22 protein-coding genes are annotated in these 26,509 nt (G+C 63.2%); 20 read left to right on the top strand and 2 right to left on the bottom strand.

What is annotated here, in order from left to right; all coding sequences use genetic code 11:
* Positions 1-9 precede the first annotated feature (9 nt).
* The 3 genes from rpoS to rlmD are packed head-to-tail and all read left to right on the top strand — an operon-like array spanning position 10 to position 3,406.
* Positions 10-1,107, top strand: coding sequence for an RNA polymerase sigma factor RpoS (rpoS, locus tag LDZ23_RS07865; RefSeq protein WP_008349362.1), 1,098 nt, complete (start codon positions 10-12; stop codon positions 1,105-1,107).
* A 47-nt stretch (positions 1,108-1,154) separates the two neighbouring features.
* A complete protein-coding gene (locus LDZ23_RS07860; RefSeq protein ID WP_008349363.1) occupies positions 1,155-1,931 on the top strand; it encodes a 3'-5' exonuclease in 777 nt (258 codons plus the stop codon).
* A gap of 59 nt (positions 1,932-1,990) precedes the next feature.
* Entirely contained in the window at positions 1,991-3,406 is a 1,416-nt protein-coding gene (gene rlmD / locus LDZ23_RS07855) for a 23S rRNA (uracil(1939)-C(5))-methyltransferase RlmD (protein WP_034473733.1), read from the top strand.
* Between the two features lie 76 nt (positions 3,407-3,482).
* Here rlmD and LDZ23_RS07850 read toward each other — a convergent pair whose 3' ends face one another.
* Positions 3,483-4,181: a Bax inhibitor-1/YccA family protein gene (locus LDZ23_RS07850; RefSeq protein ID WP_008349366.1), complete on the bottom strand. Its 699-nt coding sequence runs from the start codon at positions 4,179-4,181 to the stop codon at positions 3,483-3,485.
* 330 nt (positions 4,182-4,511) lie between these two features.
* On the opposite strand from LDZ23_RS07850, the gene ndk reads away from it, so the two are divergent.
* From ndk to LDZ23_RS07765, 17 genes are all read left to right on the top strand, one after another.
* Positions 4,512-4,937 carry a nucleoside-diphosphate kinase gene (gene ndk, locus LDZ23_RS07845; protein WP_008349368.1) on the top strand — a complete coding sequence of 142 codons (426 nt, stop codon included), beginning with the start codon at positions 4,512-4,514 and terminating at the stop codon, positions 4,935-4,937.
* A 147-nt stretch (positions 4,938-5,084) separates the two neighbouring features.
* Complete coding sequence (gene rlmN / locus LDZ23_RS07840) at positions 5,085-6,227, top strand: dual-specificity RNA methyltransferase RlmN (protein ID WP_008349370.1); 1,143 nt, start codon at positions 5,085-5,087, stop codon at positions 6,225-6,227.
* 184 nt (positions 6,228-6,411) lie between these two features.
* Positions 6,412-7,539 carry a helix-turn-helix domain-containing protein gene (locus tag LDZ23_RS07835; protein WP_034473736.1) on the top strand — a complete coding sequence of 376 codons (1,128 nt, stop codon included), beginning with the start codon at positions 6,412-6,414 and terminating at the stop codon, positions 7,537-7,539.
* A gap of 131 nt (positions 7,540-7,670) precedes the next feature.
* On the top strand, positions 7,671-8,987 hold the full coding sequence (ispG, locus tag LDZ23_RS07830; RefSeq protein WP_008349373.1) for a flavodoxin-dependent (E)-4-hydroxy-3-methylbut-2-enyl-diphosphate synthase: 1,317 nt from the start codon (positions 7,671-7,673) through the stop codon (positions 8,985-8,987).
* 6 nt (positions 8,988-8,993) lie between these two features.
* Positions 8,994-10,343, top strand: coding sequence for a histidine--tRNA ligase (gene hisS / locus LDZ23_RS07825; RefSeq protein WP_008349374.1), 1,350 nt, complete (start codon positions 8,994-8,996; stop codon positions 10,341-10,343).
* A gap of 102 nt (positions 10,344-10,445) precedes the next feature.
* A complete protein-coding gene (locus tag LDZ23_RS07820) occupies positions 10,446-11,075 on the top strand; it encodes a tetratricopeptide repeat protein (RefSeq protein WP_008349377.1) in 630 nt (209 codons plus the stop codon).
* A 135-nt stretch (positions 11,076-11,210) separates the two neighbouring features.
* On the top strand, positions 11,211-12,356 hold the full coding sequence (gene bamB, locus LDZ23_RS07815) for an outer membrane protein assembly factor BamB (RefSeq protein ID WP_008349379.1): 1,146 nt from the start codon (positions 11,211-11,213) through the stop codon (positions 12,354-12,356).
* Positions 12,357-12,748: 392 nt separating this feature from the next.
* A complete protein-coding gene (gene der, locus LDZ23_RS07810) occupies positions 12,749-14,089 on the top strand; it encodes a ribosome biogenesis GTPase Der (RefSeq protein WP_008349381.1) in 1,341 nt (446 codons plus the stop codon).
* Positions 14,090-14,250: 161 nt separating this feature from the next.
* Positions 14,251-14,487 (top strand): RNA chaperone Hfq, encoded by a 237-nt coding sequence (gene hfq / locus LDZ23_RS07805; protein ID WP_008349383.1) that lies wholly within the window; start codon positions 14,251-14,253, stop codon positions 14,485-14,487.
* 87 nt (positions 14,488-14,574) lie between these two features.
* Entirely contained in the window at positions 14,575-15,843 is a 1,269-nt protein-coding gene (hflX, locus tag LDZ23_RS07800) for a GTPase HflX (RefSeq protein WP_008349385.1), read from the top strand.
* Positions 15,844-15,903: 60 nt separating this feature from the next.
* Positions 15,904-17,280 (top strand): FtsH protease activity modulator HflK, encoded by a 1,377-nt coding sequence (gene hflK, locus LDZ23_RS07795; protein ID WP_244807387.1) that lies wholly within the window; start codon positions 15,904-15,906, stop codon positions 17,278-17,280.
* Between the two features lie 10 nt (positions 17,281-17,290).
* The gene (gene hflC, locus LDZ23_RS07790; protein WP_008349390.1) at positions 17,291-18,193 is read left to right on the top strand and encodes a protease modulator HflC; all 903 of its coding nucleotides are present in this window, start codon (positions 17,291-17,293) and stop codon (positions 18,191-18,193) included.
* 57 nt (positions 18,194-18,250) lie between these two features.
* On the top strand, positions 18,251-18,442 hold the full coding sequence (locus LDZ23_RS07785) for a DUF2065 domain-containing protein (RefSeq protein WP_033536382.1): 192 nt from the start codon (positions 18,251-18,253) through the stop codon (positions 18,440-18,442).
* Positions 18,443-18,556: 114 nt separating this feature from the next.
* Positions 18,557-19,708 (top strand): ATP phosphoribosyltransferase regulatory subunit, encoded by a 1,152-nt coding sequence (locus LDZ23_RS07780; RefSeq protein WP_008349394.1) that lies wholly within the window; start codon positions 18,557-18,559, stop codon positions 19,706-19,708.
* A 155-nt stretch (positions 19,709-19,863) separates the two neighbouring features.
* Positions 19,864-21,210 carry an adenylosuccinate synthase gene (locus tag LDZ23_RS07775; protein ID WP_008349396.1) on the top strand — a complete coding sequence of 449 codons (1,347 nt, stop codon included), beginning with the start codon at positions 19,864-19,866 and terminating at the stop codon, positions 21,208-21,210.
* A gap of 100 nt (positions 21,211-21,310) precedes the next feature.
* Positions 21,311-21,871: a phosphoribosyltransferase gene (locus LDZ23_RS07770; protein ID WP_008349397.1), complete on the top strand. Its 561-nt coding sequence runs from the start codon at positions 21,311-21,313 to the stop codon at positions 21,869-21,871.
* Positions 21,872-22,134: 263 nt separating this feature from the next.
* On the top strand, positions 22,135-24,027 hold the full coding sequence (locus LDZ23_RS07765) for a potassium transporter Kup (protein ID WP_034473738.1): 1,893 nt from the start codon (positions 22,135-22,137) through the stop codon (positions 24,025-24,027).
* Between the two features lie 76 nt (positions 24,028-24,103).
* On the opposite strand, the gene LDZ23_RS07760 is transcribed toward LDZ23_RS07765, so the two are convergent.
* On the bottom strand, positions 24,104-26,440 hold the full coding sequence (locus tag LDZ23_RS07760) for a Tex family protein (RefSeq protein WP_034473741.1): 2,337 nt from the start codon (positions 26,438-26,440) through the stop codon (positions 24,104-24,106).
* Between the last annotated feature and the right edge of the window lie 69 nt (positions 26,441-26,509).

Genomic DNA, 26,509 nt, shown 5'->3' with positions numbered 1-26,509 from the left:
GAAACCATCATGCCAAAAACGAAGCGCCGCCTGCCGCAAGCCGAGACTGAGACGATCAGCCGACCTTTGCAAGTGTCGGTGGAAGACGGTGCTTCGACTCAAGACGAGGACATCGACAATGTCGATGTCGACGTCGATTCGGACGAAGAAGGCAACAGCCGCGGAAAAAGCAGCGACGAAGCAGCGGAAGGCGCAAACGATTCCGCGCCCGACGCCGACGATTTCCGCTCGCTTTTGCAGGCCGAGCTCACCGCCGACACGATCCAGCATTACCTGAACCGCATCAGCGTGAAGCCGCTCCTGACCGTCGAGGAAGAGCAGCGCTATTCGCGACTCGCGAAAGCCGGCGAATTCGACGCGCGCCAGGTGATGATCGAGCGCAATCTGCGGCTCGTCGTCAGTATCGCGAAGGGATATCTCAATCGCGGCGTGCCGTTGCTCGACCTGATCGAGGAAGGCAATCTCGGCCTCATGCACGCAATCGAGAAATTCGATCCGACGCGCGGTTTCCGGTTTTCGACCTATGCCACTTGGTGGATCCGCCAGAGCATCGAGCGCGCGATCATGAACCAGGCGCGCACGGTGCGTCTGCCGGTTCACGTCATCCGCGAGTTGAACCAGGTGCTGCGCGCGAAGCGCCATCTGGAAAAAAATTCCGCCAATTCGAATGACAGCGTCGCGCCCGAACGCCGCGACGCGAGCATCGACGATATTGCGTATCTCACCGGCAAGACGCCCGAGGAAGTCACCGATATCCTCGCGCTCAACGAACACACGGCTTCGCTCGACGCGCCGCTCGACCTCGATCCGGGCAGCAGCCTGCTCGATCTCCTTTCCGACGATCAGAGCCAGTCGCCGGACGCGGAAGTGCAGCATCGCGAACTCGAATCGCTCACGCGACTGTGGCTCTCGCGTCTGTCCGACAAACACCGGCACGTGATCGAACGGCGTTTCGGGCTGAACCACATCGAGCCCGCGACGCTCGAAGAACTCGCCGACGAAATGGGCCTCACGCGCGAGCGTGTGCGCCAGATCCAGCAAGAGGCGCTCGTGCGTCTCAAGCGCTTTTTCGCATCCAACGGCGTTCGCAAGGACGCCGTGCTTTAACGCTTCGGCGACGCCCTTCGGCTTGGGGCGTCGCGCTCCAGGATTCAATGACACCGATTCTCGTTTTCGACATCGAGACAATCCCCGATGTCGACGGCATTCGCCGTCTCGAAGATTTGCCCGACGATCTCTCCGACCGCGAGGTCGCCGAACATGCGTTCGAAGCGCGCCGCGAGCGCGTCGGCAATGATTTCTTGCCGCATCATCTGCAGCGTGTCGCGGCGATTTCGTGCGTGTTTCGCGACAACAACGGCTTTCGCGTGCGCTCGCTCGGCACGACGGCCGACGGCGAGGCCGCGCTCATCCAGTCGTTCTATCGCGTGATCGAGAAATACACGCCTCAGCTCGTGTCGTGGAACGGCGGCGGCTTCGATCTGCCCGTGCTCCACTACCGCGCGCTCGTGCACGGCATCGCCGCGCCGCGCTACTGGGATCTCGGTCAGGACGACCGCGAGTTCAAGTTCAACAACTACATCAGCCGCTATCACATGCGGCACATCGACCTGATGGACGTGCTCGCGATGTATCAGGCGCGCGCCAATGCGCCGCTCGATGCGCTCGCGAAGCTATGCGGCTTTCCCGGCAAGCTCGGCATGGACGGCGGCAAGGTCTGGGAAGCGTATTGCGACGGCCATATCGACGAAATCCGCAACTATTGCGAGACCGATGTCGTCAACACGTATCTGATGTACTGTCGTTTTCAGATGATGCGCGGCGGCTTCACGCCCGACGAGTACGCCGACGAAATCAACTTCGTCAAGAATGCGCTCGCGCAGGAGACTTCGCCGCACTGGGCGGAGTATCTGGCGGCGTTCGTCGAATGAGAGCGTGACGTTCGTCTACAATCTCGCCTTTGCCCCACGATAAGTCAGGAAGTACGCAGGTGTCCGAAGCCGCTCGAAAAACCCAGCATCGCCGCCGCGCCGCGCCGGCGAAATCCGTCACGCCCGATCCGAACTTCGTCGCGCCCGAAATCGAAATCGAGTCGCTCGACATGGAAGCGCGCGGCGTCGGTCGCACGGTCAACGAAAACGGAGAGCCGGGCAAGGTCATCTTCGTCGAAGGCGCGTTGCCGGGCGAACGTGTCAGCTATTCGAGCTACCGCAAAAAGCCGAGCTTCGAGCAGGCGCAAGTGGTGAGCGTGCTGCGCGAGAGCGTGATTCGCGCGAAGCCGAAGTGCCAGTTTTTCGGCATTTGCGGCGGCTGCTCGATGCAGCATCTAGATGTTCGCGCGCAAATCGCCGTGAAGCAGCGCGTGCTCGAAGACAACCTGCAACATCTGTCCAAACTGCGCGCCGAAACCATGTTCCGGCCGATTCACGGGCCGTCGTGGGGATATCGATATCGCGCGCGCCTGACCGTGCGGCACGTTGAAAAGAAGGGTGGCGTGCTGGTCGGCTTTCACGAGCGCAAGAGCAGTTACGTCGCCGACATGACGAACTGCGAAGTGCTGCCGCCGCATGTTTCCGCGATGCTCGTGCCGCTGCGCCATCTGGTGGCGGGCCTGTCGATTCGCGATCGCATGCCGCAGATCGAGCTCGCGGTCGGATCGGACGTCACGGCGCTCGTGCTGCGCATTCTGGAGCCGCTGACCGAAGCCGACGAAGGGCTGCTGCGCACTTTCGCCGATGCGCACGGCGTCCAATGGTGGCTCCAGCCGAAAGGACCGGACACGGTTTATCAGTTCTATCCGCTCGATAGCGAGCTCGCTTACACGCTGCCGGAATTCGATATCCGCATGCCGTTCAAGCCGACCGACTTCACGCAGGTGAATCACCAGATCAATCGCGTGCTGGTGAGCCGGGCGCTCAGCCTGCTTGCTCCGGAGAAGTCCGATCGCGTGCTCGACCTTTTCTGCGGCATCGGCAATTTCACGCTGCCGCTCGCGCGGGTGTCGCGTGAGGTTGTCGGGATCGAAGGCAGCGAAGCGCTGACGGCCCGCGCGTTGGAGAACGCGAAGGCGAATGGCGTCGATGGCCACACGTCGTTCGCGTGCCGAAATCTCTTCGAAGTGACCGCCGACGACCTGCGCGCGCTTGGCCGCTTCGACAAGTTTCTCATCGATCCGCCGCGCGAAGGCGCGCTCGCCGTGTCGAAGGCGCTCGCGGACATCGCCCAGAGCGGCGATGGACCGTTGCCCGAGCGCATCGTCTATGTGTCGTGCAATCCGGCGACGCTCGCGCGCGACGCCGGCCTGCTCGTGCACGAAGCGGGTTATCGGATGAAGGGCGCGGGCGTCGTGAACATGTTCCCGCACACGTCGCACGTCGAATCGATTGCGTTGTTCGAGCGCGACTGATCCGGCTGCGGCGCTTCGCAGGCACAAAAAAACCGGCCCGAAGGCCGGTTTTTCGTTTCTGCCGCGTTTGGCGCGCTTAGTTGCGGTTGCCGCCGAAGATGCCGAGCAGCGCCAGCAGGTTCGTGAACACGTTATACAGGTCGAGATAGATCGCGAGCGTCGCGCTGATGTAGTTCGTCTCGCCGCCGTTCACCACGCGCTGCACGTCGAACAGCATGTACGCCGAGAAGATCACGATGGCGAGCACGGAGATCGTCATCATGAGCGCGGGCAACTGCAGGAAGATGTTCGCGAACGCCGCCAGCAGAATGACGATCACGCCCATAAACAGGAACTTGCCGAGGCCCGAGAAATCGCGCTTGCTGACGGTCGCGATGGTCGCCATGGCCGCGAAGATCACGCCCGTGCCACCGAAGGCCATCATGATCAGTTGCGGTCCGTTCGAGAACCCGAGAATGAAGCTCAGGAGACGCGAGAGCATCAGGCCCATGAAGAACGTGAAGCCGAGCAGGACGACCACGCCCATGCCGCTGTTCTTGGTTTTCTCGATGGCGAACATGAAGCCGAACGCGATCGCGAGGAACGCGATGAAGCTCATTGCCGGGCTGGTAGCCGCGAACAGCGAGAAGCCCGTCGCGACGCCGACCCATGCGCCGAGCACCGTCGGCACCATCGAGAGCGCGAGCAGCCAGTAGGTGTTGCGCAGCACGCGGTTGCGCACCTCGACCGAGGTGACGCTGCCATTACGGCCAAAGCTGTAGGGTGATTCGTTCATGGTTTCTCCTTGCTCCAATTGTCTGTCGTTCGGTCTTCCCGCGACTTCGTCATATACGAATGATAAGGTGCGCGGACTTAAGCCAATATTAGAACCGCTTGGTGCCCGCGCCGCGTGGTTCCGGTTGCAATGCAGCGTTTTGTTCCAATATGGCCCCGGCGCGCGCCGAATTCAATAGCCCGAAAGGTCAGTTCGGCCGTCCGGACAGCCAAGTCCTCGCACGGTTTGATCCTTACGATGCCGTAAGGTTTCAATCGCAATCATACATTGCTTCGTGCTACAATTGTCGATTCGTTTTAATCCGTAAACCGTTCATTTTTTGGAGTTTTTATGGCGATCGAGCGCACCCTGTCGATTATCAAGCCGGACGCAGTGGCAAAGAACGTTATCGGCCAGATCTACAGCCGTTTCGAGAACGCAGGTCTGAAGATCATTGCGTCGCGCATGGTTCATCTGTCGCGCGCCGACGCCGAGAAGTTCTACGCCGTGCACGCCGCACGTCCGTTCTTCAAGGATCTGGTCGAATTCATGATCTCGGGTCCGGTGATGATTCAAGTCTTGGAAGGCGAGAACGCCATCCTGAAGAATCGCGACCTGATGGGCGCGACCGACCCGAAGAAGGCGGACAAGGGCACGATCCGCGCCGACTTCGCCGACAGCATCGACGCGAACGCGGTTCACGGTTCGGACGCGCCGGAAACGGCAGCGCAAGAAGTTGCGTTCTTCTTCCCGCAAGTGAACGTCTACTCGCGTTAATTTTCGCGTTGAAAGCCGCGATGGCTGTTCGGTCATCGCGGGCATCGCGCCTCGACGCAATAAAAGCGGTACGAAAAGAAGCAGAAATTGGCGCGAACGGTCCCGGGAAGATGCCGGGCTTCGCAATCTGAAATGGCAGAACTTGACATGACGAGCAGCACCACCGTCAATCTCCTCGATCTCGACGCCGCCGGGCTCACCGCGTACTGCGCGAGCCTGGGCGAAAAGCCGTTTCGCGCCAAGCAATTGCAGCGCTGGATCCACCAATATGGTGCCGAAGACTTCGACGGCATGACGGATCTCGCGAAATCGCTGCGCGAAAAACTCAAGGGCCGCGCCAACATGGCGATGCCCGACATCATCAGCGACCACGTTTCCGCCGACGGCACCCGCAAATGGCTGGTCGACGTCGGCAACGGCAACGCGGTCGAAACCGTGTTCATCCCCGAAGAGACGCGCGGCACGCTGTGCGTGTCGTCGCAGGCGGGTTGCGCGGTGAACTGCCGGTTCTGTTCCACCGGCAAGCAGGGCTTTTCCCGAAACCTGACGACGGGCGAGATCATCGGCCAGTTGCGCATGGCGGAGTTCGCGCTGCGCAAGTCGCTCGGGCGCGAAGTCGGCGGGCCGGGCAAGGGCGAGCGCGTCGTCACGAACGTCGTGATGATGGGCATGGGCGAGCCGATGCTCAATTACGACGCCGTCGTGCCGGCCATGCGCCTGATGCTCGACGACAACGCCTATGGCTTGTCGCGCCGTCGCGTGACCTTGTCGACCTCCGGCGTCGTGCCGATGATGGACCGCCTCGCGGCCGACCTGCCGGTGGCGCTCGCGGTATCGCTGCACGCGCCGAACGATCCGCTGCGCGACATGCTCGTCCCGCTGAACAAGAAGTACCCACTGCGCGAATTGATGGCCGCGTGTCAGCGTTATCTGAAGGTCGCGCCGCGCGACTTCATCACGTTCGAATATTGCATGCTCGACGGCGTCAACGACACCGAAGCGCACGCGCGCGAATTGCTTGCGGTGACGCGCGACGTGCCGTGCAAGTTCAATCTGATCCCGTTCAATCCGTTTCCGGAGTCGGGGTTGACGCGCTCGAAGAACGAGCAGATCAAGCGGTTCGCGCAGGTGTTGATCGATGCGGGCGTCGTAACGACCGTGCGCAAGACGCGCGGCGACGATATCGACGCTGCGTGCGGTCAACTCGCGGGCGCGGTGCAGGACCGCACGCGTCTTGCCGAACGCATGGGCCGTGCAGGCAGCAAGACGATCGAGGTGCGGGCGGTCTGACCGGGCGTCCGCATCGAAAAAAGCCGCAGCGGAGGGCGCAGCAAGCGTCTGGATGCGGCGCTAAAAGCCGAACATTTTGTTATAAAGCGGTCTGCAATGGCGCTGCGGTTGTATCGTGCACGGGGTTTTTGGAACCGAACGACGCAACAGCGCTATATAGAAGAATCGATGCGAGGAATTTGGCATGAGTGAGCCGCAGCACCCGACGCCTTTCGGCAGTCATTCCGGCAACAACCGGTCCGGCAGTCAGTACGACGGCCTGGGCGACGCGGAAAGGGCGGCATCGAATGCGAGCCAGGCGGGGAATCTGGACTCGATACAGGCGGTCGGCGCGCGTCTCGCGCAACTTCGCCAGGCAAAAGCATGGTCGATCGACGACGTTTCCGCGCGTCTCAAGGTATCGCCGCCGAAACTGCTCGCCCTCGAAGCGGGCGATATCAGCCAGTTGCCCGATCGCACGTTCGCGGCGGGCATCGTGCGCAGTTACGCGAAGATTCTCGGCGCCGATCCGGCGCCGTTCACGCAGGCGTTCCGGCGCAGCGGCGATGACATCGCGCAGAATCTGAAGGTGCCGGCGTCGGCGGGCGCGGGTCTGCCGCGCGGACGCGTGTCGGTGCCGCTCGGCAATTCGTCGGGCCGCAAGCGCTCGTGGATGTGGGGCGTGCTCGCCATCATCGTCGTGCTGGCCGTGCTCGTGATGTGGCACACCGGCGGCGATTCGAACAACTGGCTCGCGCGCCTCAAGGCGACGACGGGCATCGGTCTGTCGTCGACGTCCGCGCCTGCTTCGGCATCGAACGAAGCGTCGGGCACGACATCCGCGCCGACGCCCGACGAGGCCGCGGCCGCCAACACCGGCGAAGCGTCGCTGCCCGAAGTGGCGGCCGGCCCCGGCGAGCAGCCGATGCCGCGTCCGCTCGGCACGAATGCGCTGCCGGCTTCGTCGTCGACGCTGTCCGCGGTGCAGGGCGCGAGCGCGCCGGCTGCGGCGGCGCCCGCATCGGCCGCGAAGCCTGCTTCGGCTGTTGCGATGGCGGCGTCGGCTCCGGCCGTCGCGGGCAGCGGTTCGAGCGCGATCGAATTGAAAGTGAAGGAAGATAGCTGGTTCAGCGTGCGCGGCAAGGACGGCAAGGAACTGTATTCCGGACTCGTGCGCGCGGGCAACACCCAGCGCGTGGAAGGCGAGGCGCCGTTCAAGGTGACCGTCGGCAACGTGAAGGGCGTCGAGTCGCTGTCGGTCGATGACGAGCCCGTCGACGCCAAACGCTATTCGTCCGCACGCGGAAACGTCGCGCGTCTCTCGCTGCCTTGAGCTTGCGAGATCGATCTGTCCAGCGCGGCGGACAAGTCGAGGGCGTCACGGTGCAAGCCGTGACGCCCGTTTGAGGTTCCACACACGCGACCGGCGCCGTATCGGCGGCAAGGTTGCCAAAGGGTTTTTCGATGCAATCCGAAGCTCAATCCCTGATCAACAGCAAGATTTGTTCGACCGAGCCGGTCTTCGGCGGTCCGTTGACGCGCCGGTCATCGCATGCCGTCGACGTGCGCTGGGGTGGCCAGCTCGTGACGATCGGCGGCGATTCGCCGGTGCGCGTGCAGTCGATGACCAACACCGACACGGCGGACGCGATTGGCACGGCCATCCAGATCAAGGAACTGGCGCAGGCGGGCTCCGAGCTCGTCCGCATTACGGTGAATACGCCGGAAGCGGCGGCGGCCGTGCCGCATATTCGCGAGCAACTCGATCGCATGGGCGTGACGGTGCCGCTCGTCGGCGATTTCCACTACAACGGCCATCTGCTGCTGCGCGATCATCCCGCGTGCGCCGAGACGCTGTCGAAATACCGGATCAATCCGGGCAACGTCGGCCAGGGCGCGAAGCGCGACACGCAATTCGCGCAGATGATCGAAGCCGCGATCAAATACGACAAGCCGGTGCGTATCGGCGTGAACTGGGGCAGTCTCGATCAGGATCTGCTCGCGCGCATGATGGACGAAAACGCCGCGCGTTCGAATCCGTGGGAACTGCAAAGCGTGATGTACGAGGCGCTGATTCAATCCGCGGTCGGCTCGGCGGAGCGCGCCGTCGAACTGGGTCTCGGCCGCGACAAGATCATCCTGTCGTGCAAGGTCAGCGGCGTGCAGGATCTGATCGCCGTGTATCGCGAACTCGCGAAGCGTTGCAGCTTCGCGCTCCATCTCGGCCTGACCGAAGCGGGCATGGGCTCGAAGGGCATCGTTGCATCGACGGCGGCGCTTTCGGTGCTGCTGCAGGAAGGCATCGGCGACACCATTCGCATTTCGCTCACGCCGGAACCGGGCGGCGCGCGCACCGGCGAAGTCGTCGTCGGCCAGGAAATCCTGCAGACGATGGGCCTGCGCTCCTTCACGCCGATGGTCATCGCGTGTCCCGGCTGCGGCCGCACGACGAGCACGCTGTTCCAGGAGTTGGCGTCGCAGATTCAAAGCTACTTGCGCAACTCGATGCCCACGTGGCGCGATCAGTACCCCGGCGTCGAGAAGATGCACGTCGCGGTGATGGGCTGCATCGTCAACGGGCCGGGCGAATCGAAGCACGCCAATATCGGCATCAGCTTGCCGGGTTCGGGCGAGAATCCGGCGGCGCCCGTGTTCATCGACGGCGTGAAGGTGAAGACGCTGCGCGGCGAGCGCATCGCCGAGGAATTCCAGCAAATCGTCAGCGACTATGTCGAGCGTACCTATGGGCAGCGCGTCGAGACGTCCGCGGCATCACTCTAAAGACAGATGACTGAACAGAAGAAACGGCTCGAGAAACTGAGCGGCGTGAAGGGCATGAACGACATCCTCCCGCAGGATGCCGCGTTGTGGGATTTCTTCGAAACCACCGTCAAGTCGATGCTGCGCGCATACGGCTATCAGAACATCCGCACGCCGATCGTCGAGCACACGCAGTTGTTCACGCGCGGCATCGGCGAAGTGACCGACATCGTCGAGAAGGAGATGTACAGCTTCACCGACGCGCTCAACGGCGAGCATCTGACGATGCGCCCGGAGAACACCGCGGCGGTCGTGCGCGCGACCATCGAGCACAACCTGTTGTACGACGGCCCGAAGCGTCTGTGGTACGTCGGTCCGATGTTCCGTCATGAGCGTCCGCAGCGCGGGCGTTATCGCCAGTTCCATCAGGTCGGCGTGGAGGCGCTCGGCTTCGCCGGGCCGGACACCGACGCCGAAATCATCATGATGTGCCAGCGTCTGTGGGACGACCTCGGACTCACCGGCATCCGCCTCGAACTGAATTCGCTCGGTCAGGCCGAAGAGCGCGCGGCGCATCGCAAGGAACTGATCGCGTATCTGGAAAAACACGTCGATTCCCTCGACGAGGAAGCGAAGCGCCGGCTCTACACGAACCCGCTGCGCGTGCTCGACACGAAGAATCCGGCGATGCAGGAGATCGCGCAGAACGCACCGAAGCTCGTCGACTTTCTCGGCGACGCATCGCGCAAGCACTTCGAGGGCGTGCAGCGGCTTTTGAAGGCGAACAACATTCCGTTTACGATCAACCCGCGTCTCGTGCGCGGTCTCGACTACTACAACCTGACCGTGTTCGAGTGGGTCACCGACAAGCTCGGCGCGCAGGGCACGGTCGCGGGCGGCGGTCGCTATGATCCGCTGATCGAACAGCTCGGCGGCAAGCCGACGGCCGCGTGCGGCTGGGCCATGGGCGTCGAGCGCATCCTCGAATTGCTGAAGGAAGAGCAGCTCGTGCCGGAAGCCGAAGGCACGGACGTCTATGTCGTGCATCAGGGCGAAGCGGCGGCGGAGCAGGCGTTCATCGTCGCCGAGCGGCTGCGCGACACGGGTCTCGACGTCATTCTGCATTGCAGCCCGGACGGCGCGTCCGCGAGCTTCAAGTCGCAGATGAAAAAGGCCGACGCGAGCGGCGCGGCGTTCGCCGTAGTGCTCGGAGAGGACGAACTCGCGCAAGGTATGATCGGCGTCAAGCCGCTGCGCCGCTCGATCGACGAAACGTCCGGCGGACAAAAGAACGAGCAAGTGAACGTTCGGGCGGAAGACTTGACCGAATACCTAATCAATGCGATGGTTGCAACCGCCGATGACGAGGGTGCCTGAGATTCAGGCGCATTGCCGCGCGCGTGGGCCTGATCGGGGCGATCCGGCATCGTGCGCGGAACTCGTTGAGGGAATTGAAACGCAGGAAGGAATAGCTGGACGATGAGCTATCACGACGAACAAGAATCACTTGAAAGCGTAAAGGCCTGGTGGGCCAAATGGGGTAACACCACGACGTGGGTTGTGCTCGTGGCGCTCGTCATTGCGGCCGGGTACAACGGATGGAATTTCTGGCAGCGTCGTCAGGCCGCCGAGGCGTCGGTGCTTTACGACCATCTGCAGCAGGCAGTGGACGGAAACAATCAGGCGTTGGTCCAGCGCGTCGCGACGGACATGGAAGACAAGTTCGGCGGCACCGGCTACGCGCAGATGACCGCGCTCGCGGCCGCGAAATCGCTCTACATGGCGGGCAACACGGCTGGCGCGAAGGCGCAACTGCAATGGGCCATCGACCACGCGAAGGACGAAGAGTACAAGCAGATCGCGAAGCTGCGTCTGGCGCTCGTGCTGCTCGACGAGAAGAACTACGACGCGGGCCTGAAACTGCTCGCCGAGCAGCCTCTCGAAGCGTTCAAAGGCGTGATCGCGGACCGCCGTGGCGACCTGCTCGCAGCTCAAGGCAAACGCGACGACGCGCGCGCGGCCTACAAGGTCGCGCTGACGGCGCTGCCCGAGAACGACACGTCCGCCCGTCAGCTGATTCAGTTCAAGCTCGACGCGCTCGGCGGCTGATCCGGCTGGTTTCCAATCGGTTCGTCTTCGATCCCTGCCATCAGTCAATCAAGCCGCCCGCCACGGTGTCGCCATGAAGCGACGCGGCGGGCAGCGCCGATCAACCCAATTCACCAATTCATGTTGCGTCCACCGATGACATTTTTGAAACGCTACGCCGTGCCGCTCGCTTGCGCGATGACCGTCTTGTTGACCGCTTGCTCGTCGACCAAGGATGAACGCCGCGTGCCGGTACCGCTCGCGGAGTTCAAGCCGGTGCTGAACGTCAACCAGGCGTGGAAGGCAAGCGTCGGCAAGGCTGGCCGTTATCTGTTCTCGCCGGTCGCGGTCGGCGATTACGTTTATGCCGCGGGCGCGAACGGCTCCGTCGCTAAAATCGACGCGAAGACCGGTCAGGACGTCTGGCGCGTCAAATTGAAGGACGATCTGTCCGCGGGCGTCGGCAGCGACGGCAATCTCACGGCCGTGGGCGGTCTGAAGGGGCAGGTCGACGTGCTCGGCCCCGACGGCAAGCTGCTGTGGACAGCAACCGCGCCGGGCGAGATCGTTTCGCCGCCGCTGGTCGGCAACGATCTCGTGATCGTGCGTACGATCGACGGTAAGGTCATCGCGTTCAACGCGCAGACCGGCGAGCAGAAGTGGATCTTCCAGTTGCGCGCGGTGCCACTGAATCTGCGCGTCGCGGCCGGCATGACGTTCGCGGCCAATCAGGCTGTGCTCGCGGGCTTCCCCGGCGGCACGTTCGCGGCGATCAACCTGCAATCGGGCGATGCCTTCTGGCAAGCGCCGGTGTCGTATCCGAAGGGCGTGACCGAAGTCGAGCGCATCAACGACGTGACCGGCGCGCCGGGACTCGTCGGCGCGCAGACTTGCGCGGTGACGTTCCAGGGCCGTATCGGCTGCTTCGATGCAAATTCGGGCCGCCCGGTTTGGGAAAAGAACTTTTCGAGCGACAGCGGCCTGGCTCAGGACGAGCAGATCGTGGCCGCCGGCGACGACTGGTCGGTCGTCAATGCGTTCCGCGCGTCGGATGGCACGCCGCTCTGGAAGACGGACGTGCTGAAGAACCGCAGTGTCAGCGTGCCGTACATTCTCGGCCGCGCGGTCGTCGTGGGCGATTACAAGGGCTTCGTGCACTTCCTGAACGTGGAAAACGGCGAACTGATCGGCCGCGCGCCGACCGATGGCAGCGCGATCACCGCTGCGCCCGTGATGGCGGGCAACACGCTCGTCGTGCAGACGCATGACGGCGATCTCTACGGTTTCCGTCCGAGCAACTGATCGCAGCCGGACCGCGAGCGAGTCAGGCTTGCTCGCGGTCCTGAATAGCAAGCGCGCCGTCGATGTTGCGCGGCGCGGCAGGCTCGCCACGGCGAGCCGCACGAGAAAGAAGCGCTGCGTCATGCCCGCATCGCGATAAAACCCGCATGCAAAAGCAGGGTCGCAAGAACGAAGCGCGACGCGCGAAGGCGTCGTGCAAGAAGAGCCTCGAACGAGGCGGAACCGGCGAACGACCGCCGACGATCCGGCCGACCAGCGCGCCTCGCGTGCGGCAGGCCGAATCCATGCTAATTTTCGACAAGCGCAGCCATTGCGCGGCGTAGCGGAACGCAACGAGACGGTTGTACCGCCCGTTCCGCGTTCGCCTTGCGTTCAACCTTGAACAAAATCAGATGAAACCCGTGATTGCCCTCGTCGGGCGCCCCAATGTTGGGAAATCGACTCTTTTCAACCGGCTGACGCGCTCGCGCGACGCGCTCGTCGCGGATTTGCCGGGCCTGACGCGCGACCGTCATTACGGCGAAGGCCGTGTGGGCGGCGAACGCCCGTATCTCGTGGTGGACACGGGCGGCTTTGAGCCGGTGGCGAAGGACGGCATTCTGCACGAGATGGCGCGGCAGACGCGCCAGGCGGTGGAAGAGGCCGATATCGTCGTGTTCATCGTCGATGGACGCAATGGGCTCGCGCCGCAGGACAAGGCGATCGCCGACTATCTGCGCAAGACGGGCCGGCCGCTCTTTCTCGTCGTCAACAAGGCCGAAGGCATGAAGTACTCGGCGGTCGCGGCGGACTTCTACGAGCTCGGTCTCGGCGATCCGCGCGCGATCTCGGCGGCGCACGGCGACGGCGTCGTCGAAATGATCAACGACGCGCTGGATATCGCGTACAAGGATCAGCCGGAAGAGTCGGAAGACGAGAAGGCGAAACATGGCGTCAAGATTGCGATCGTCGGGCGTCCGAACGTCGGCAAGTCGACGCTCGTGAACACGCTGATCGGCGAAGAGCGGGTGATCGCGTTCGACATGCCGGGCACCACGCGCGATTCGATTTATGTTGATTTCGAGCGACAAGGCCGCAAATACACATTGATCGACACGGCCGGCCTGCGTCGGCGCGGCAAGGTGTTCGAAGCGATCGAAAAGTTTTCGGTCGTGAAGACGCTGCAGTCGATCGCGGATGCCAACGTCGTCATTCTTCTCCTCGATGCGCAGCAGGACATCTCGGAACAGGACGCGCATATCGCCGGTTTCGTGGTCGAGCAGGGCCGTGCGCTCGTGGTGGGCGTGAACAAGTGGGACGGTCTCGATTCGCATGTGCGTGAGCGCACGAAGTCGGACCTGACGCGCAAGCTCAAGTTTTTGGACTTTGCTAAATTCCACTACGTTTCGGCGCTGGAGAAGACGGGCATCGGCGCGTTGATGAAATCGGTCGACGACGCCTACGCCGCCGCGATGGCCAAGCTGCCGACGCCGAAGCTGACGCGCGCGCTCATCGAGGCGGTGGAATTCCAGCAGCCGCGCCGGCGTGGCCCGGTGCGTCCGAAGCTGCGCTACGCGCATCAGGGCGGGCAAAATCCGCCGATCATCGTCGTGCACGGCAACGCGCTCGACGCGATCACGGACACGTACAAGCGATATCTGGAAGGGCGCTTTCGCGAAACTTTTGGGCTCGCCGGCACTCCACTTCGCATAGAGTTTCGATCGAGTCGAAACCCTTACGCGGACAAGGAGTAAGAGCCGCGTGAAGCCTTACGCTTCGGTGCCGCTGGCCATTTGGCCGATCCGGCTACTGAAACGTAAAACAGCGAAAATCAGCTATAGTGTAGCGATTGTCGGCGGATCTCTTTTTCTTCGCCCACAATACTTCCAACCTGCAAAAAAACACGGAGTTTGCTATGAGCAACAAAGGGCAATTGTTACAAGACCCGTTTTTGAACGCACTGCGTAAAGAGCACGTGCCGGTCTCGATCTATCTGGTCAACGGCATCAAGCTCCAAGGGAACATTGAATCGTTCGACCAGTACGTCGTGTTGCTCCGAAATACGGTCACCCAGATGGTCTATAAGCACGCCATTTCGACGGTCGTGCCCGCTCGCCCGGTGAACTTCCACCCGGACGCTGAACCGTCCTAAACCTCGTCGCGGCCGGCGCGAGATTGCCACTTCTAATGCGAACATTAAGCAACTCGCCGGTCGCTTCAAATACTTAAACATATTAATTTGATTAACGCAGCGCTCGTCGGCATCGACTTCGGCAAGATCGATTTCGAAGCCAGTCTCGAAGAACTCAGTCTGCTCGCACAAAGTGCGGGCGCCCATCCCGCCGTCACGCTCACCGGCCGCCGTCAGAGTCCCGATGCCAAGATGTTCATCGGCAGCGGCAAGGTCGAGGAACTGCGTCTGCAGTGCGAAGCGAACGACGTCGAGCTCGTCATCTTCAATCACGCGCTCGCGCCCGCGCAGCAGCGCAATCTCGAAGTCGCGCTGAATCGCCGCGTGGTCGATCGCACGAGCCTCATTCTCGATATCTTCGCGCAGCGCGCCCGCAGTCACGAAGGCAAGCTGCAGGTCGAACTCGCGCAACTGCAATATCTGTCGACGCGCCTCATTCGCGCGTGGACTCACCTCGAACGGCAGAAGGGCGGCATCGGCCTGCGCGGTCCGGGCGAAACGCAGCTCGAAACCGACCGGCGTCTGATCGGCGAGCGCATCAAGGCGCTCAAGTCGCGTCTCGAGAAACTGCGCCGCCAGCACGGCACGCAGCGACGTCAGCGCGCGCGCAATCGCACGATGTCCGTGTCGCTCGTCGGCTATACGAACGCGGGCAAGTCCACCTTGTTCAACGCGCTCACGAAAGCGCAGGCGTACGCGGCGGACCAGCTCTTCGCCACCCTCGATACGACTTCGCGCCGCGTGTTCCTCGGCGAGGAAGCGGGCCATGTCGTCGTGTCGGATACCGTCGGGTTCATCCGCGAATTGCCGCACCAACTGGTCGCCGCATTCCGCGCCACGCTCGAAGAAACCATTCATGCGGACGTGCTGCTGCACGTCGTCGATGCATCGAGCGCGGTGCGCCTCGATCAGATCGATCAGGTGAACGAGGTGTTGCGCGGCATCGGCGCGGACAACATTCGACAGATTCTCGTCTTCAACAAGATCGATGCGGTGCCCGAGCTCGCGGCCCGTGGCGAAGCGGTTGAAAGGGACGAGTATGGTAATATTTCGCGCGTTTTCTTGAGCGCACGCACGGGTCAGGGGCTCGATGCGCTGCGCGCTGCCATCGCCGAAATAGCCACGGCGGAATCCGAAGAAACCGATGCGGGCCTACCCAGCGTGCTCGCCGAATTTCCGGGGCCGCACGAGGCGTCCGAAGCAACGCAATCCACGCAGTCCGGGTCAAACGCCATACACGACACGAACGCGCAGCCGGATGACCATCGGCCGGCCGTCGAGCGTGACAATCAAAAGGTTCCCGAGCACGGACACTGAGTGCCTTCGGAATTGCATCGACCCGGCGTCGACCCCGGCTGTCTAATGGTGAATCACCGAGTGAACGACTACAAAGAGCGGACTAACCGGCAAGCTGAGCCTGCCGTCTTTTCGATCAACGATCCGCGCTGGGGGCGGGGCGACGGCAATGGCGTGAAGAACGACTCGAAGCGTCCGCAGGACGGCAAGCGTCCGAACGGCAAGGACGAAGGTCCGCCCGATCTCGACGAGATGTGGCGCGAATTCAACCGCCGCATCGCGGGCGTGTTCGGCCGGAAGCCCGGCAACGGCGCGCCGCGCGAGAATGGCCGCGGCACGAAGATCGGGCTCTGCATCGTTATCGGCGTGCTTATCGCCATCTATCTCGGCAGCGGTGTGTTCGTCGTGCAGGACGGCCATGTCGGCGTCGTCTCCCAGTTCGGACAATATCGTCAGACGGTCGCGCAAGGCATCCACTGGCGTCTGCCGTATCCGTTCCAGTCGAGCGAGATCGTCGATACGTCGCAGATCCGCTCCGTCGAAGTCGGGCGCGGCACCGCGCTGTCGCAAGGCAACGTGCGCGACGCGTCGCTGCTGACGAACGACGCGGATATCGTCGACGTGCGCTTCGCCGTTCAATACCAGATCAAGTCGCCCACCGATTTCCTGTTCCGCAGCATCAACGCCGACGACAGCGTCACGCAAGCGGCGCAGTCGGCGATCCGCGAGATCGCCGGCAGTCTTTCGACGGACGACATGCTCTACAAGGATCGCGAAGCGCTCCGCGCGCGCCTCATCGAAACGATCCAGCGCTCGCTCGATACCTATCGCACCGGTCTGCAAGTGACGGGCGTCGCCGTGCAAAGCGTGCAGGTGCCGCAACAGGTGCAGTCGGCGTTCGAGGAAGCGGCGCGCGTGCGTCAGGACAACGAGCGCGCCCGCGATACGGCGCAAGCCTACGCGGATCAATTGTTGCCGCGCGCGAAGGCCGATGCCGCCAAGCTGATCGACGAGGCGAGGGCGTACAGCAATCGCGAAGTCACGCAGGCGCAGGGCGACGCGGAGCGCTTCAAAGAGGTGTACGCGGAATATTCGAAGGCGCCCGCGGTCATTCGTCAACGCATGTACCTGGACACGATGCAGCAGATCTACTCGCGCACGACGAAGGTGTTCGTCGATAGCAAGGCCGGCAATAACGTGGTGTATCTGCCGCTCGACAAGCTCGTCGAGGCCAATCGACAGCAGGTGAAGGAATCGGCGGATGCCGCCAGCGGCGCGGTGGCGTCGGGCGCGTCGGAAGCGCCTCAGGCGCGCGCGCAGGGCGCGGCGAGCGCATCGGCGCCGGCCGCGGTTGCGCCGGCCAGCGCGGCCAGCGGCGCGAGCGCCAATGCCGGCGGCGATCCGCTGCGTTCGCGCGATGCGTTCCGCTCCCGCAGTCGTCAAGACGACCTGCAATAAGGAGCGCGACATGAATCGAATTTTTGCGCTCATCGTCGCTGTCGTGATCGTGCTGTTCATCGGATCGTCGATGATCTTCACCGTCGACGAACGGCATGCCGCCGTCGTCGCCGCGCATGGCGAAGGCAATCCGCGTCTCGAAGGCCCGGGGCTGCATTTCAAGCTGCCGCCGCCGTTCCAGACGCTCACGCTCATCGACACGCGTACGCTCACCATCGACGAATCCGGCGCCGATCGTTTCTCGACATCGGACAAGAACGAAGTGCTGGTGAACACGGTGATCAAGTATCGCGTCGCCGATCCCTTGAAGCTCTTCGAAAGCAACGAGAAGAACACGCAGACGGCCGAGGAACGCATCACCGCGCTCACGCGCACCGCGCTCGCGAGCGGCTTCGCGAAGCGCTCGCTGACGGACGCGCTCGGCAATCAGCAGGCCATCGAAACCGACGCGCAAAAGAGCGTGGAAGGCGCGGCCGCGGCATTCGGCGTGCAAATGGTCGATTTGCAGATGACGCGCATCGACTTCCCGCCGGCCGTAGCGGATGCGGTCTACAAGCGCATGATTGCGGCGCGCCAGCAGGCGGCGGCGAACGAGCGCGCGAAGGGCACGGCGGAGGCGGACAAGATCAAGGCCGACGCCGAGCGCACGCAGCAGGCGATTCTCGCCGACGCGTACAGCCAGGCGCAGTCGATCAAGGGCGAAGGAGACAGCAAGGCGGCGGCCATAGCGGCCGATGCGTACGGACGCGATCCGCAGTTCTACCAGTTCTATCAGAGCCTCGAAGCGTATAAGAAGACGTTCAAGCCGGGCGACGTCATCGTCGTCGATCCGAGCAGCGACTTCTTCCGCTTCATGAAGAGCCCGACCGGCGGCGCGGCTGACACGCCGGCTCCGGCCACGGTGAAGCGCTGATCCCGTGCGCGCGCCGCGCGGCCAGCCTGTGCTGGCTGCGTGGCCTATAAAAATCCCTTGGACATGGCCGAGACGTTACTGCTCGCTCTTGCGTTGATGCTGATCATCGAAGGTATGTTTCCCTTCGTTTTTCCGACCGCGTGGCGCGACACTTTTCGCCGCATCGCGGAGCGGCCGACGCACCACATCCGCATCGGCGGGCTGGTCGCGATGGTGCTCGGCCTGATCCTGCTCCTGATCGCGACGTGAGCCGCGCCCGGCAGCATCGCACCGTTTCGCCTATCTTGTTTCTATCTTTTCGTCCCTGACCGACGAGCGCCACGCACGAAGCGTCGAGCCTCGCGTCCCGTAGGAATCGCATCGATGTCCACCTGGTTACTTCCCGAGAATATCGCCGACGTTCTGCCGTCGGAAGCCCGCAAGATCGAAGAGTTGCGCCGCCGTCTGCTCGACCGTTTCCGGTCCTACGGCTACGAACTCGTCATGCCGCCGATGCTCGAGTATCTCGAATCGCTGCTGACGAGCGGCGGAAGCGACCTGAATCTGCGCACCTTCAAGCTCGTCGATCAGCTGTCCGGGCGCACGCTCGGCCTGCGCGCGGACATCACGCCGCAGGTGTCGCGCATCGACGCGCATCTGCTGAATCGTCAGGGCGTGACGCGTCTGTGCTACGCGGGCGTCGTGCTGCATACGCGTCCGCGCGGCCTGCACGCCACGCGCGAGCAGATTCAGATCGGCGCGGAAATCTACGGGCACGCGGGACTGGAAGCGGATCTCGAGATCCAGCAATTGATGCTCGACTCGCTGCATCTCGCAGGTCTGACGAAAGTGCGTCTCGATCTGTGTCACGCGGGTGTGCTTGCCGCGTTGCTGGAACTCGAGCCGGCCGCGGCGTCGCTCGGCGAGGCGCTCTACGACGCGCTCGCGAGCAAGGACGTGCCGCGCCTCCACGAACTGACCGCGCATCTCGGACAGGTACCGCGCGAGGCGCTGCGCGCGCTGCCGTCGCTGTACGGCGATGCGTCGGTGCTGCAGATCGCGCGTGGCCGTCTGCCGAATCTGCCGGTGATCGCGCGCGCGCTCGACGATCTCGCGTTTCTCGCAGGGCAAGTCGAAGGCGCGGAACTGATGATCGATCTCGCGGACTTGCGCGGCTATGCGTATCACAGCGGCGTGATGTTCTCGGCTTACGTCGATGGCGTGCCGAACGCGGTCGCGCGCGGCGGCCGGTACGACGACGTCGGTCTGGCCTACGGCCGTGCGCGGCCCGCGACGGGCTTTTCGCTCGATCTGCGCGAAGTGGCGCGCATTTCCCCGGTCGACGCGCGCGGTAGCGCGATCCTCGCACCGTGGAAGCACGACGAGCCGCTGCGCGCGGCGATTCTCGCGCTCCGCGACGCGGGCGAAGTGGTGATCCAGGCGCTGCCCGGCCATGAACACGATCTGGACGAATTCGCGTTCGATCGCGTGCTCGTCGAACGTGACGGCAAGTGGACGGTCGAAACCCGCCCCTGAAGCGGCCAGCGCATACAGTCGCTTGATCGGCAAGGGATTTTGCTTAGCCGATTCCAATCGCGCGAGCGTGACGAAATCGCGAAACGCGTCCCGAAAAACTCGGAACCTTTCGCGAACATAGGTAAAATACGTTTTTAACCAGCTAACGAATCAACATGTCTGCCAGTGCAGTGAATGTGAACCCGGGGCGCAACGTCGTCGTGGTGGGCACCCAGTGGGGTGATGAGGGCAAGGGCAAGATCGTCGACTGGCTGACGGACCACGCCCAAGGCGTCGTGCGCTTCCAGGGCGGTCACAACGCCGGCCATACGCTCATCATCGGCGGCAAGAAGACCATTCTGCGCCTCATTCCGTCGGGCATCATGCGCGCGGGCACGGCCTGTTACATCGGCAATGGCGTCGTGTTGTCGCCGGAAGCGCTGTTCAAGGAAATCGACGAACTGGAAGCGGCTGGCATCGACGTCCAGAAGCGCCTTTTCATTTCCGAAGCCGCCACGCTCGTTCTGCCGTACCACGTTGCCATCGACCAGGCGCGCGAAGCCAAGCGCGGCGCCGGCAAGATCGGCACGACCGGCCGCGGCATCGGCCCGGCGTACGAAGACAAGGTCGCGCGTCGCGGCTTGCGCGTGCAGGATCTCTTCGACCGTGCGGTGTTCGAGGAACGCCTGCGCGAAGCGCTCGACTTCCACAACTTCGTGCTGACGCAATACCTCGGCGCGAAAGCCGTCGATTTCCAGGAAACGCTCGACACGATGCTCGGCTATGCCGACCGTCTCGCGCCCATGGTCACGGACGTCTCCCGCCGCCTCTACGACGCGAACCACACCGGCAGCAATCTGCTGTTCGAAGGCGCGCAAGGCACGCTGCTCGATATCGACCACGGCACGTATCCGTTCGTCACGTCGAGCAACTGCGTCGCGGGCGCGGCAACGGCCGGCGCGGGCATCGGGCCGCAGCGTCTGAACTACATTCTCGGCATCACGAAGGCGTATTGCACGCGCGTCGGCTCGGGCCCGTTCCCGAGCGAGCTGTACGATGCCGACAATCCGCAACGCCAGGAAAAGGTCGGCCTGGATCTCGCGACCGTCGGCAAGGAATTCGGTTCGGTCACGGGCCGTCCGCGCCGCACCGGCTGGCTCGACGCCGCCGCGCTGCGCCGTGCGATCCAGATCAACGGCGTCTCGGGCTTGTGCATCACGAAGCTCGACGTGCTCGACGGCCTCGATGAAGTGAAGCTCTGCACCGGCTACACGCTCGACGGCAAGCCGGTCGATATCCTGCCGCGCGGCGCATCGGAAGTCGCGCGTTGCGAGCCGGTATACGAAACGTTCGGCGGCTGGAAGGAAAGCACCATCGGCATCACGCAATGGGACGGCCTGCCGGAGAACGCGCGCGCCTATCTCACGCGCGTGCAGGAAGTCGCGGGCGTGCCGATCGACATGGTGTCGACCGGTCCGGACCGTGACGAAACCATCCTGCTCCGTCATCCGTTCAAGGTCTGAGCGCGACAAGCGCCTCGACCGCAACCGGACGCTGTAAAGAATGTGGCCGCATCTGCGGCCACATTTCGTATATAACCTAAGCATTTGAAAGAGTCTCACCATGATCGCGATGACGGACCCGCGCAACGACGACAAGAACCTCTGGGTCGGCTGGGATGAATACCACCGGCTGATCGAACTGCTCGCACTGAAGGTGCACGAGTCGGGCTGGAAGTTCGACAAGATCCTATGCCTCGCGCGCGGCGGCCTGCGCGTGGGCGACCAGCTCTCGCGCATCTACGACCTGCCGCTCGCCATTCTCGCAACGAGCTCGTACCGCGAGGCGGCGGGCACGGAGCAGGGCGATCTCGACATCGCGCAATACATCACGATGACGCGCGGCGATCTGTCCGGCAACGTGCTGCTCGTCGACGATCTGGTCGATTCGGGCGTCACGCTCGCACGCGTGCAGGAGCATCTGAAGGAACGTTATCCGGCAATCACGGCCGTGCGCTCCGCGGTGCTCTGGTACAAGGCATGCTCCAAGGTCAAGCCCGACTATCACGTTCAGCATCTTGAAACGAATCCGTGGATTCATCAGCCGTTCGAGGAGTGGGACACGGTCCGTCCGCACAACCTCGGCGCATGGATCAAGCGCGGCACGCAAAACGGCCGCGGCTGAGCGCCACGGCCTGACCGTTCGCGCCGATAACGCCGTTCGCCTGGCACCAAGCCGGGCGCAACGGCGTTTTTCATTGGCTGCAGCGAACAGCGAAGCGCGAAGGATTGTGTCCGACGCGCTTGCCGACGCGTGCGAGGCGCGATGCTACACTCTCAATCGCGTCTCTCGTGGCGCTGCAGCAACACGAGAGACGGCATCTTGGCGTGCGACGTTAGATAGAATGGCGTTCGTTTCTTTCCGCTCTGGACGGATATCTCGCTTTTATGACTAACACGACTCACGCGCACGAGCATAAACAACCATTGCCCTCGCTTGCGCTCGCGGCCATCGGCGTCGTTTTCGGCGACATCGGCACGAGTCCTCTCTACTCATTGAAGGAAGCCTTTAGCCCGTCGCACGGCATCGGCCTGTCCGAGGCGTCGATTCTCGGCGTCATCTCATTGCTCTTCTGGGCGATCGTCATGGTCGTCGCCGTCAAGTACGTGCTCTTCGTCATGCGCGCCGACAACAACGGCGAAGGCGGCGTGTTCGCAATGACGACGCTCGCGCTGCGCAGCGTGAGAGAGGCCGGCAAGGTCTCCGGCGTGCTCATGATGCTCGGCATCTTCGGCGCATGCATGTTCTATGGCGATGCGGTCATCACGCCCGCGATGTCGGTGCTCTCGGCAGTCGAAGGTCTGGAGATCGCGGCGCCCAAACTCACGCCCTACGTGCTGCCGATCACGATCGTCATCCTGATCCTGCTCTTCTGGATTCAGCGCCACGGCACGGCAGTGGTCGGCAAGCTCTTCGGCCCGATCATGGTCGTGTGGTTCGCGACGCTCGCTGTGCTCGGCGCCGCGCATATCGTGATCGAGCCGCGCATCATCGTCGCGCTCAATCCGTACTACGCGATTTCCTTCATGGCGCAGCACGTATTGCAGGCGTATATCGTGCTCGGGTCGGTCGTGCTCGTGCTGACCGGCGCGGAAGCGCTGTACGCGGACATGGGTCACTTCGGCGTGAAGCCGATCCGTTACGGCTGGTATGGCTTCGTGATGCCGTCGCTGCTGCTGAACTATTTCGGCCAGGGCGCGTTGCTGATGCACGATCCGAAGGCAATAGAGAATCCGTTCTTCCTGCTCGCGCCCGACTGGGCTTTGCTGCCGCTCGTGATCCTGTCGACGGTCGCGACGGTGATCGCATCGCAGGCGGTCATTTCCGGCGCGTATTCGCTGACGAGCCAGGCGATCCAGCTCGGCTACGTGCCGCGCATGAAGATCCTGCATACCTCGGAGCTCGCGATCGGCCAGATCTACATTCCGCTCGTCAACTGGATGCTGCTTTTCATCATCCTGTGCATCGTCATCGGCTTCAAGAGCTCGGAGAATCTTGCCGCCGCGTACGGTCTGGCCGTCACCGCGACCATGTTGACGACCACGATCCTCGTGTCGGTCGTGATGGTGAATCTGTGGGGCTGGAACCGCTGGCTCGTCGGCGGGATGATCGCCGTGTTCCTGATGATCGACATCGGCTTTTTCGGCGCGAGCCTGCTGAAAGTCGAGCAGGGCGGCTGGCTGCCGCTGTGCATCGGCGGGGCGCTCTTCTTCCTGCTGATGACCTGGTACAAGGGCCGCATGATCGTGAAGGACCGCACGGCCGCGGACGGCATTCCGCTGATGCCGTTTCTGCAGGGCCTGCTCGCGCATCCGCCGCATCGCGTGTCGGGCACGGCGATCTATCTCACCGGCAGCGATTCGCTCGTGCCCGTGAGCCTGCTGCACAATCTCAAGCACAACAAGGTGCTGCACGAGCGCACCATTTTCATGAACTTCACGACGCGTGACATTCCTTACGTCGACGACGCGCATCGTCTCCAAGTGAAGGACATCGGCGGCGGGCTGTTCCTCGTGAAGGCGGCGTACGGTTTCAACGAGACGCCGGACGTGAAGGCCGTGCTCGAACAGATCACGCGCACCCACGCAATGACCTTCGAGCTGATGGACACGTCGTTCTTCATGGCGCGCGAGACAGTCGTGCCGACGGAACTGCCGGGCATGTCGGTGTGGCGCGAGCGCGTGTTCGCGTGGATGCATCAGAACGCGGCGAAGCCCACCGATTTCTTTAGCATTCCCGCAAATCGCGTGGTGGAGCTGGGCACGAAGATCGAAATCTGACGCTGCATCGTTGCGAAGCGCAAAAAGACAACCCCACGTCGCAAGACGTGGGGTTTTTTGCTGACGCCGTGAGGCTTTATCGTTTCAGTTTTGCGAACGCCGCTGCCATCGCGCCGGCCGGTTCCGGCTCGCGACGCTGTTGCGGACGCTGACCCGACCGACGATCCTGACCGCCGCCGCGCTGCGAACCCGCGCCGCCGCCCGCGCCCGATGAAGCCGGAGCGAAGTCGTCGTCCAGACGCATGGTGAGGGCGATGCGCTGGCGCTTCACGTCTACCTCCAGCACTTTCACCTTCACGACCTGACCGGCCTTCACGACTTCGTGCGGATCCTTGATGAACTTCGTTGACATCGCCGAGACGTGCACGAGGCCGTCCTGATGCACGCCGATATCCACGAACGCGCCGAACGCCGCCACGTTCGTCACTACGCCTTCGAGGATCATGCCCGGCACGAGATCCGAAATCTTCTCGATGCCTTCCTTGAACGTCGCCGTCTTGAACTCGGGGCGCGGATCGCGGCCCGGCTTTTCAAGCTCGGCGAGAATGTCGCGCACGGTCGGCAGGCCGAAACTATCGTCGACGAATTCGGTCGGCGAGAGACCGGTCAACGCTTCGCGCTTGCCGAGCACATCGCCGATATGCTTCTTGATCTTCGCGAGAATGCGCTCGACGACGGGATACGCTTCCGGGTGCACCGACGAGCGATCGAGCGGATTCTCGCCGTTGTTGATGCGCAGAAAACCGGCTGCCTGCTCGAAGGTCTTGTCGCCCAAACGCGGCACCTTCTTCAGATGCTCGCGCGACGGGAACGGCCCGTTGGCATCGCGAAAATCGACTATATTGCGCGCGAGCGTCGCGTTCAGTCCCGACACGCGCGCGAGCAGCGCGACGGAGGCCGTGTTCGCATCGACGCCGACGGCGTTCACGCAATCCTCGACGACAGCATCGAGCGAACGCGCGAGTTCGCGCTGATTCACGTCGTGCTGATACTGGCCGACGCCGATCGCCTTGGGTTCGATCTTGACGAGCTCCGCGAGCGGATCCTGCAGACGCCGCGCGATGGAAACCGCGCCGCGCAGCGAGACGTCGAGTTCCGGAAACTCCTTCGCGGCGAGTTCGGACGCCGAATACACCGACGCGCCCGCTTCCGACACGACGATCTTCTGCAGCTTCAGTTCCGGATGCTTCGCGATGAGTTCGCTCGCGAGCTTGTCGGTTTCGCGCGAGGCCGTGCCGTTACCGATCGAGATGAGTTCCGCTTGCGTGGCTTGCGCGATGCGCGCGAGCTTCGCGAGGGAGCCGTCCCAGTCGCGGCGCGGCTCGTGCGGATAGATAGTGTCGGTCGCGAGCAGCTTGCCGGTGCGATCGACGACCGCCACCTTCACGCCCGTACGCAGGCCGGGATCGAGGCCGATCACGGCCTTCGGACCCGCGGGCGCGGCGAGCAGCAAGTCCTTCAGGTTGCGCGCGAACACGCGAATGGCTTCGTGCTCGGCTTCTTCGCGCAATTGCGTGAGCAGTTCGGTTTCGATATGCGGCTGAACCTTCACGCGCCAGCACCAGCGGCAGACGTCGGCGAGCCATTTGTCGGCAGCGCGTGAGCGGTTCACGATGCCGAAGTGGCCCGCGATCATCGCTTCGCACGGATGCGGAATCTGCGCGTCGAGTTCTTCGCCCAAGCCCAGCTTGACGCTCAGCACGCCTGCGTTGCGGCCACGGAACAGCGCGAGCGCGCGGTGCGACGGCACGGTGCGGATCGTTTCGCTGTAGTCGTAGTAGTCGCGGAATTTTTCGCCTTCCTCGCCTTCCTTGCCGTCCACCACCTTCGACATGACGAGTCCCTGATTGAACAGATGCTCGCGCAGCTTGCCGAGGATCTCGGCGGTTTCGCCGAACTGCTCGGAGAGGATGTCGCGCGCGCCGTCGAGCGCGGCTTTGGTATCGGCGACGCCTTTTTCCGCATCGACGAATTTCGCGGCTTCCGTTTGAGGATCGAGCGTGGGATCGGCGAGGAGCGCCTGCGCGAGCGGCTCGAGACCGGCTTCGCGGGCGATTTGCGCGCGCGTGCGCCGCTTGGGCTTGTACGGCAGATAGAGGTCTTCCAGCACCTGCTTGCTGTCGGCGCTTTCGATGGCGCCGCGCAGTTCGTCGGTGAGCTTGCCTTGCTCGTCGATGCTTTGCAGGATGGCCGCGCGGCGATCTTCGAGTTCGCGCAAGTAGAGCAGGCGCTCTTCGAGCGTGCGCAGTTGCGTGTCGTCGAGATTGCCGGTGACTTCCTTGCGATACCGGGCGATGAACGGGACAGTCGAGCCTTCGTCGAGAAGCTGCACGGCGGCGGCGACCTGGCGCGGCTGCACGGTGAGTTCGGTGGCAATGCGCTGTACGATCTTGAGTGCTACGGTTTCCGTCATGATTCTGCGCTGTCTGCGGCTCGCCGGCGAGATCCGCGCCGTGTGCGCGGCTTCGCGAAAGCGAGGCGC

The organism is Caballeronia zhejiangensis (genome assembly GCF_022879815.1).
Taxonomy (GTDB): domain Bacteria; phylum Pseudomonadota; class Gammaproteobacteria; order Burkholderiales; family Burkholderiaceae; genus Caballeronia; species Caballeronia zhejiangensis.
This window is presented reverse-complemented; position numbering and strand designations above follow the sequence as displayed.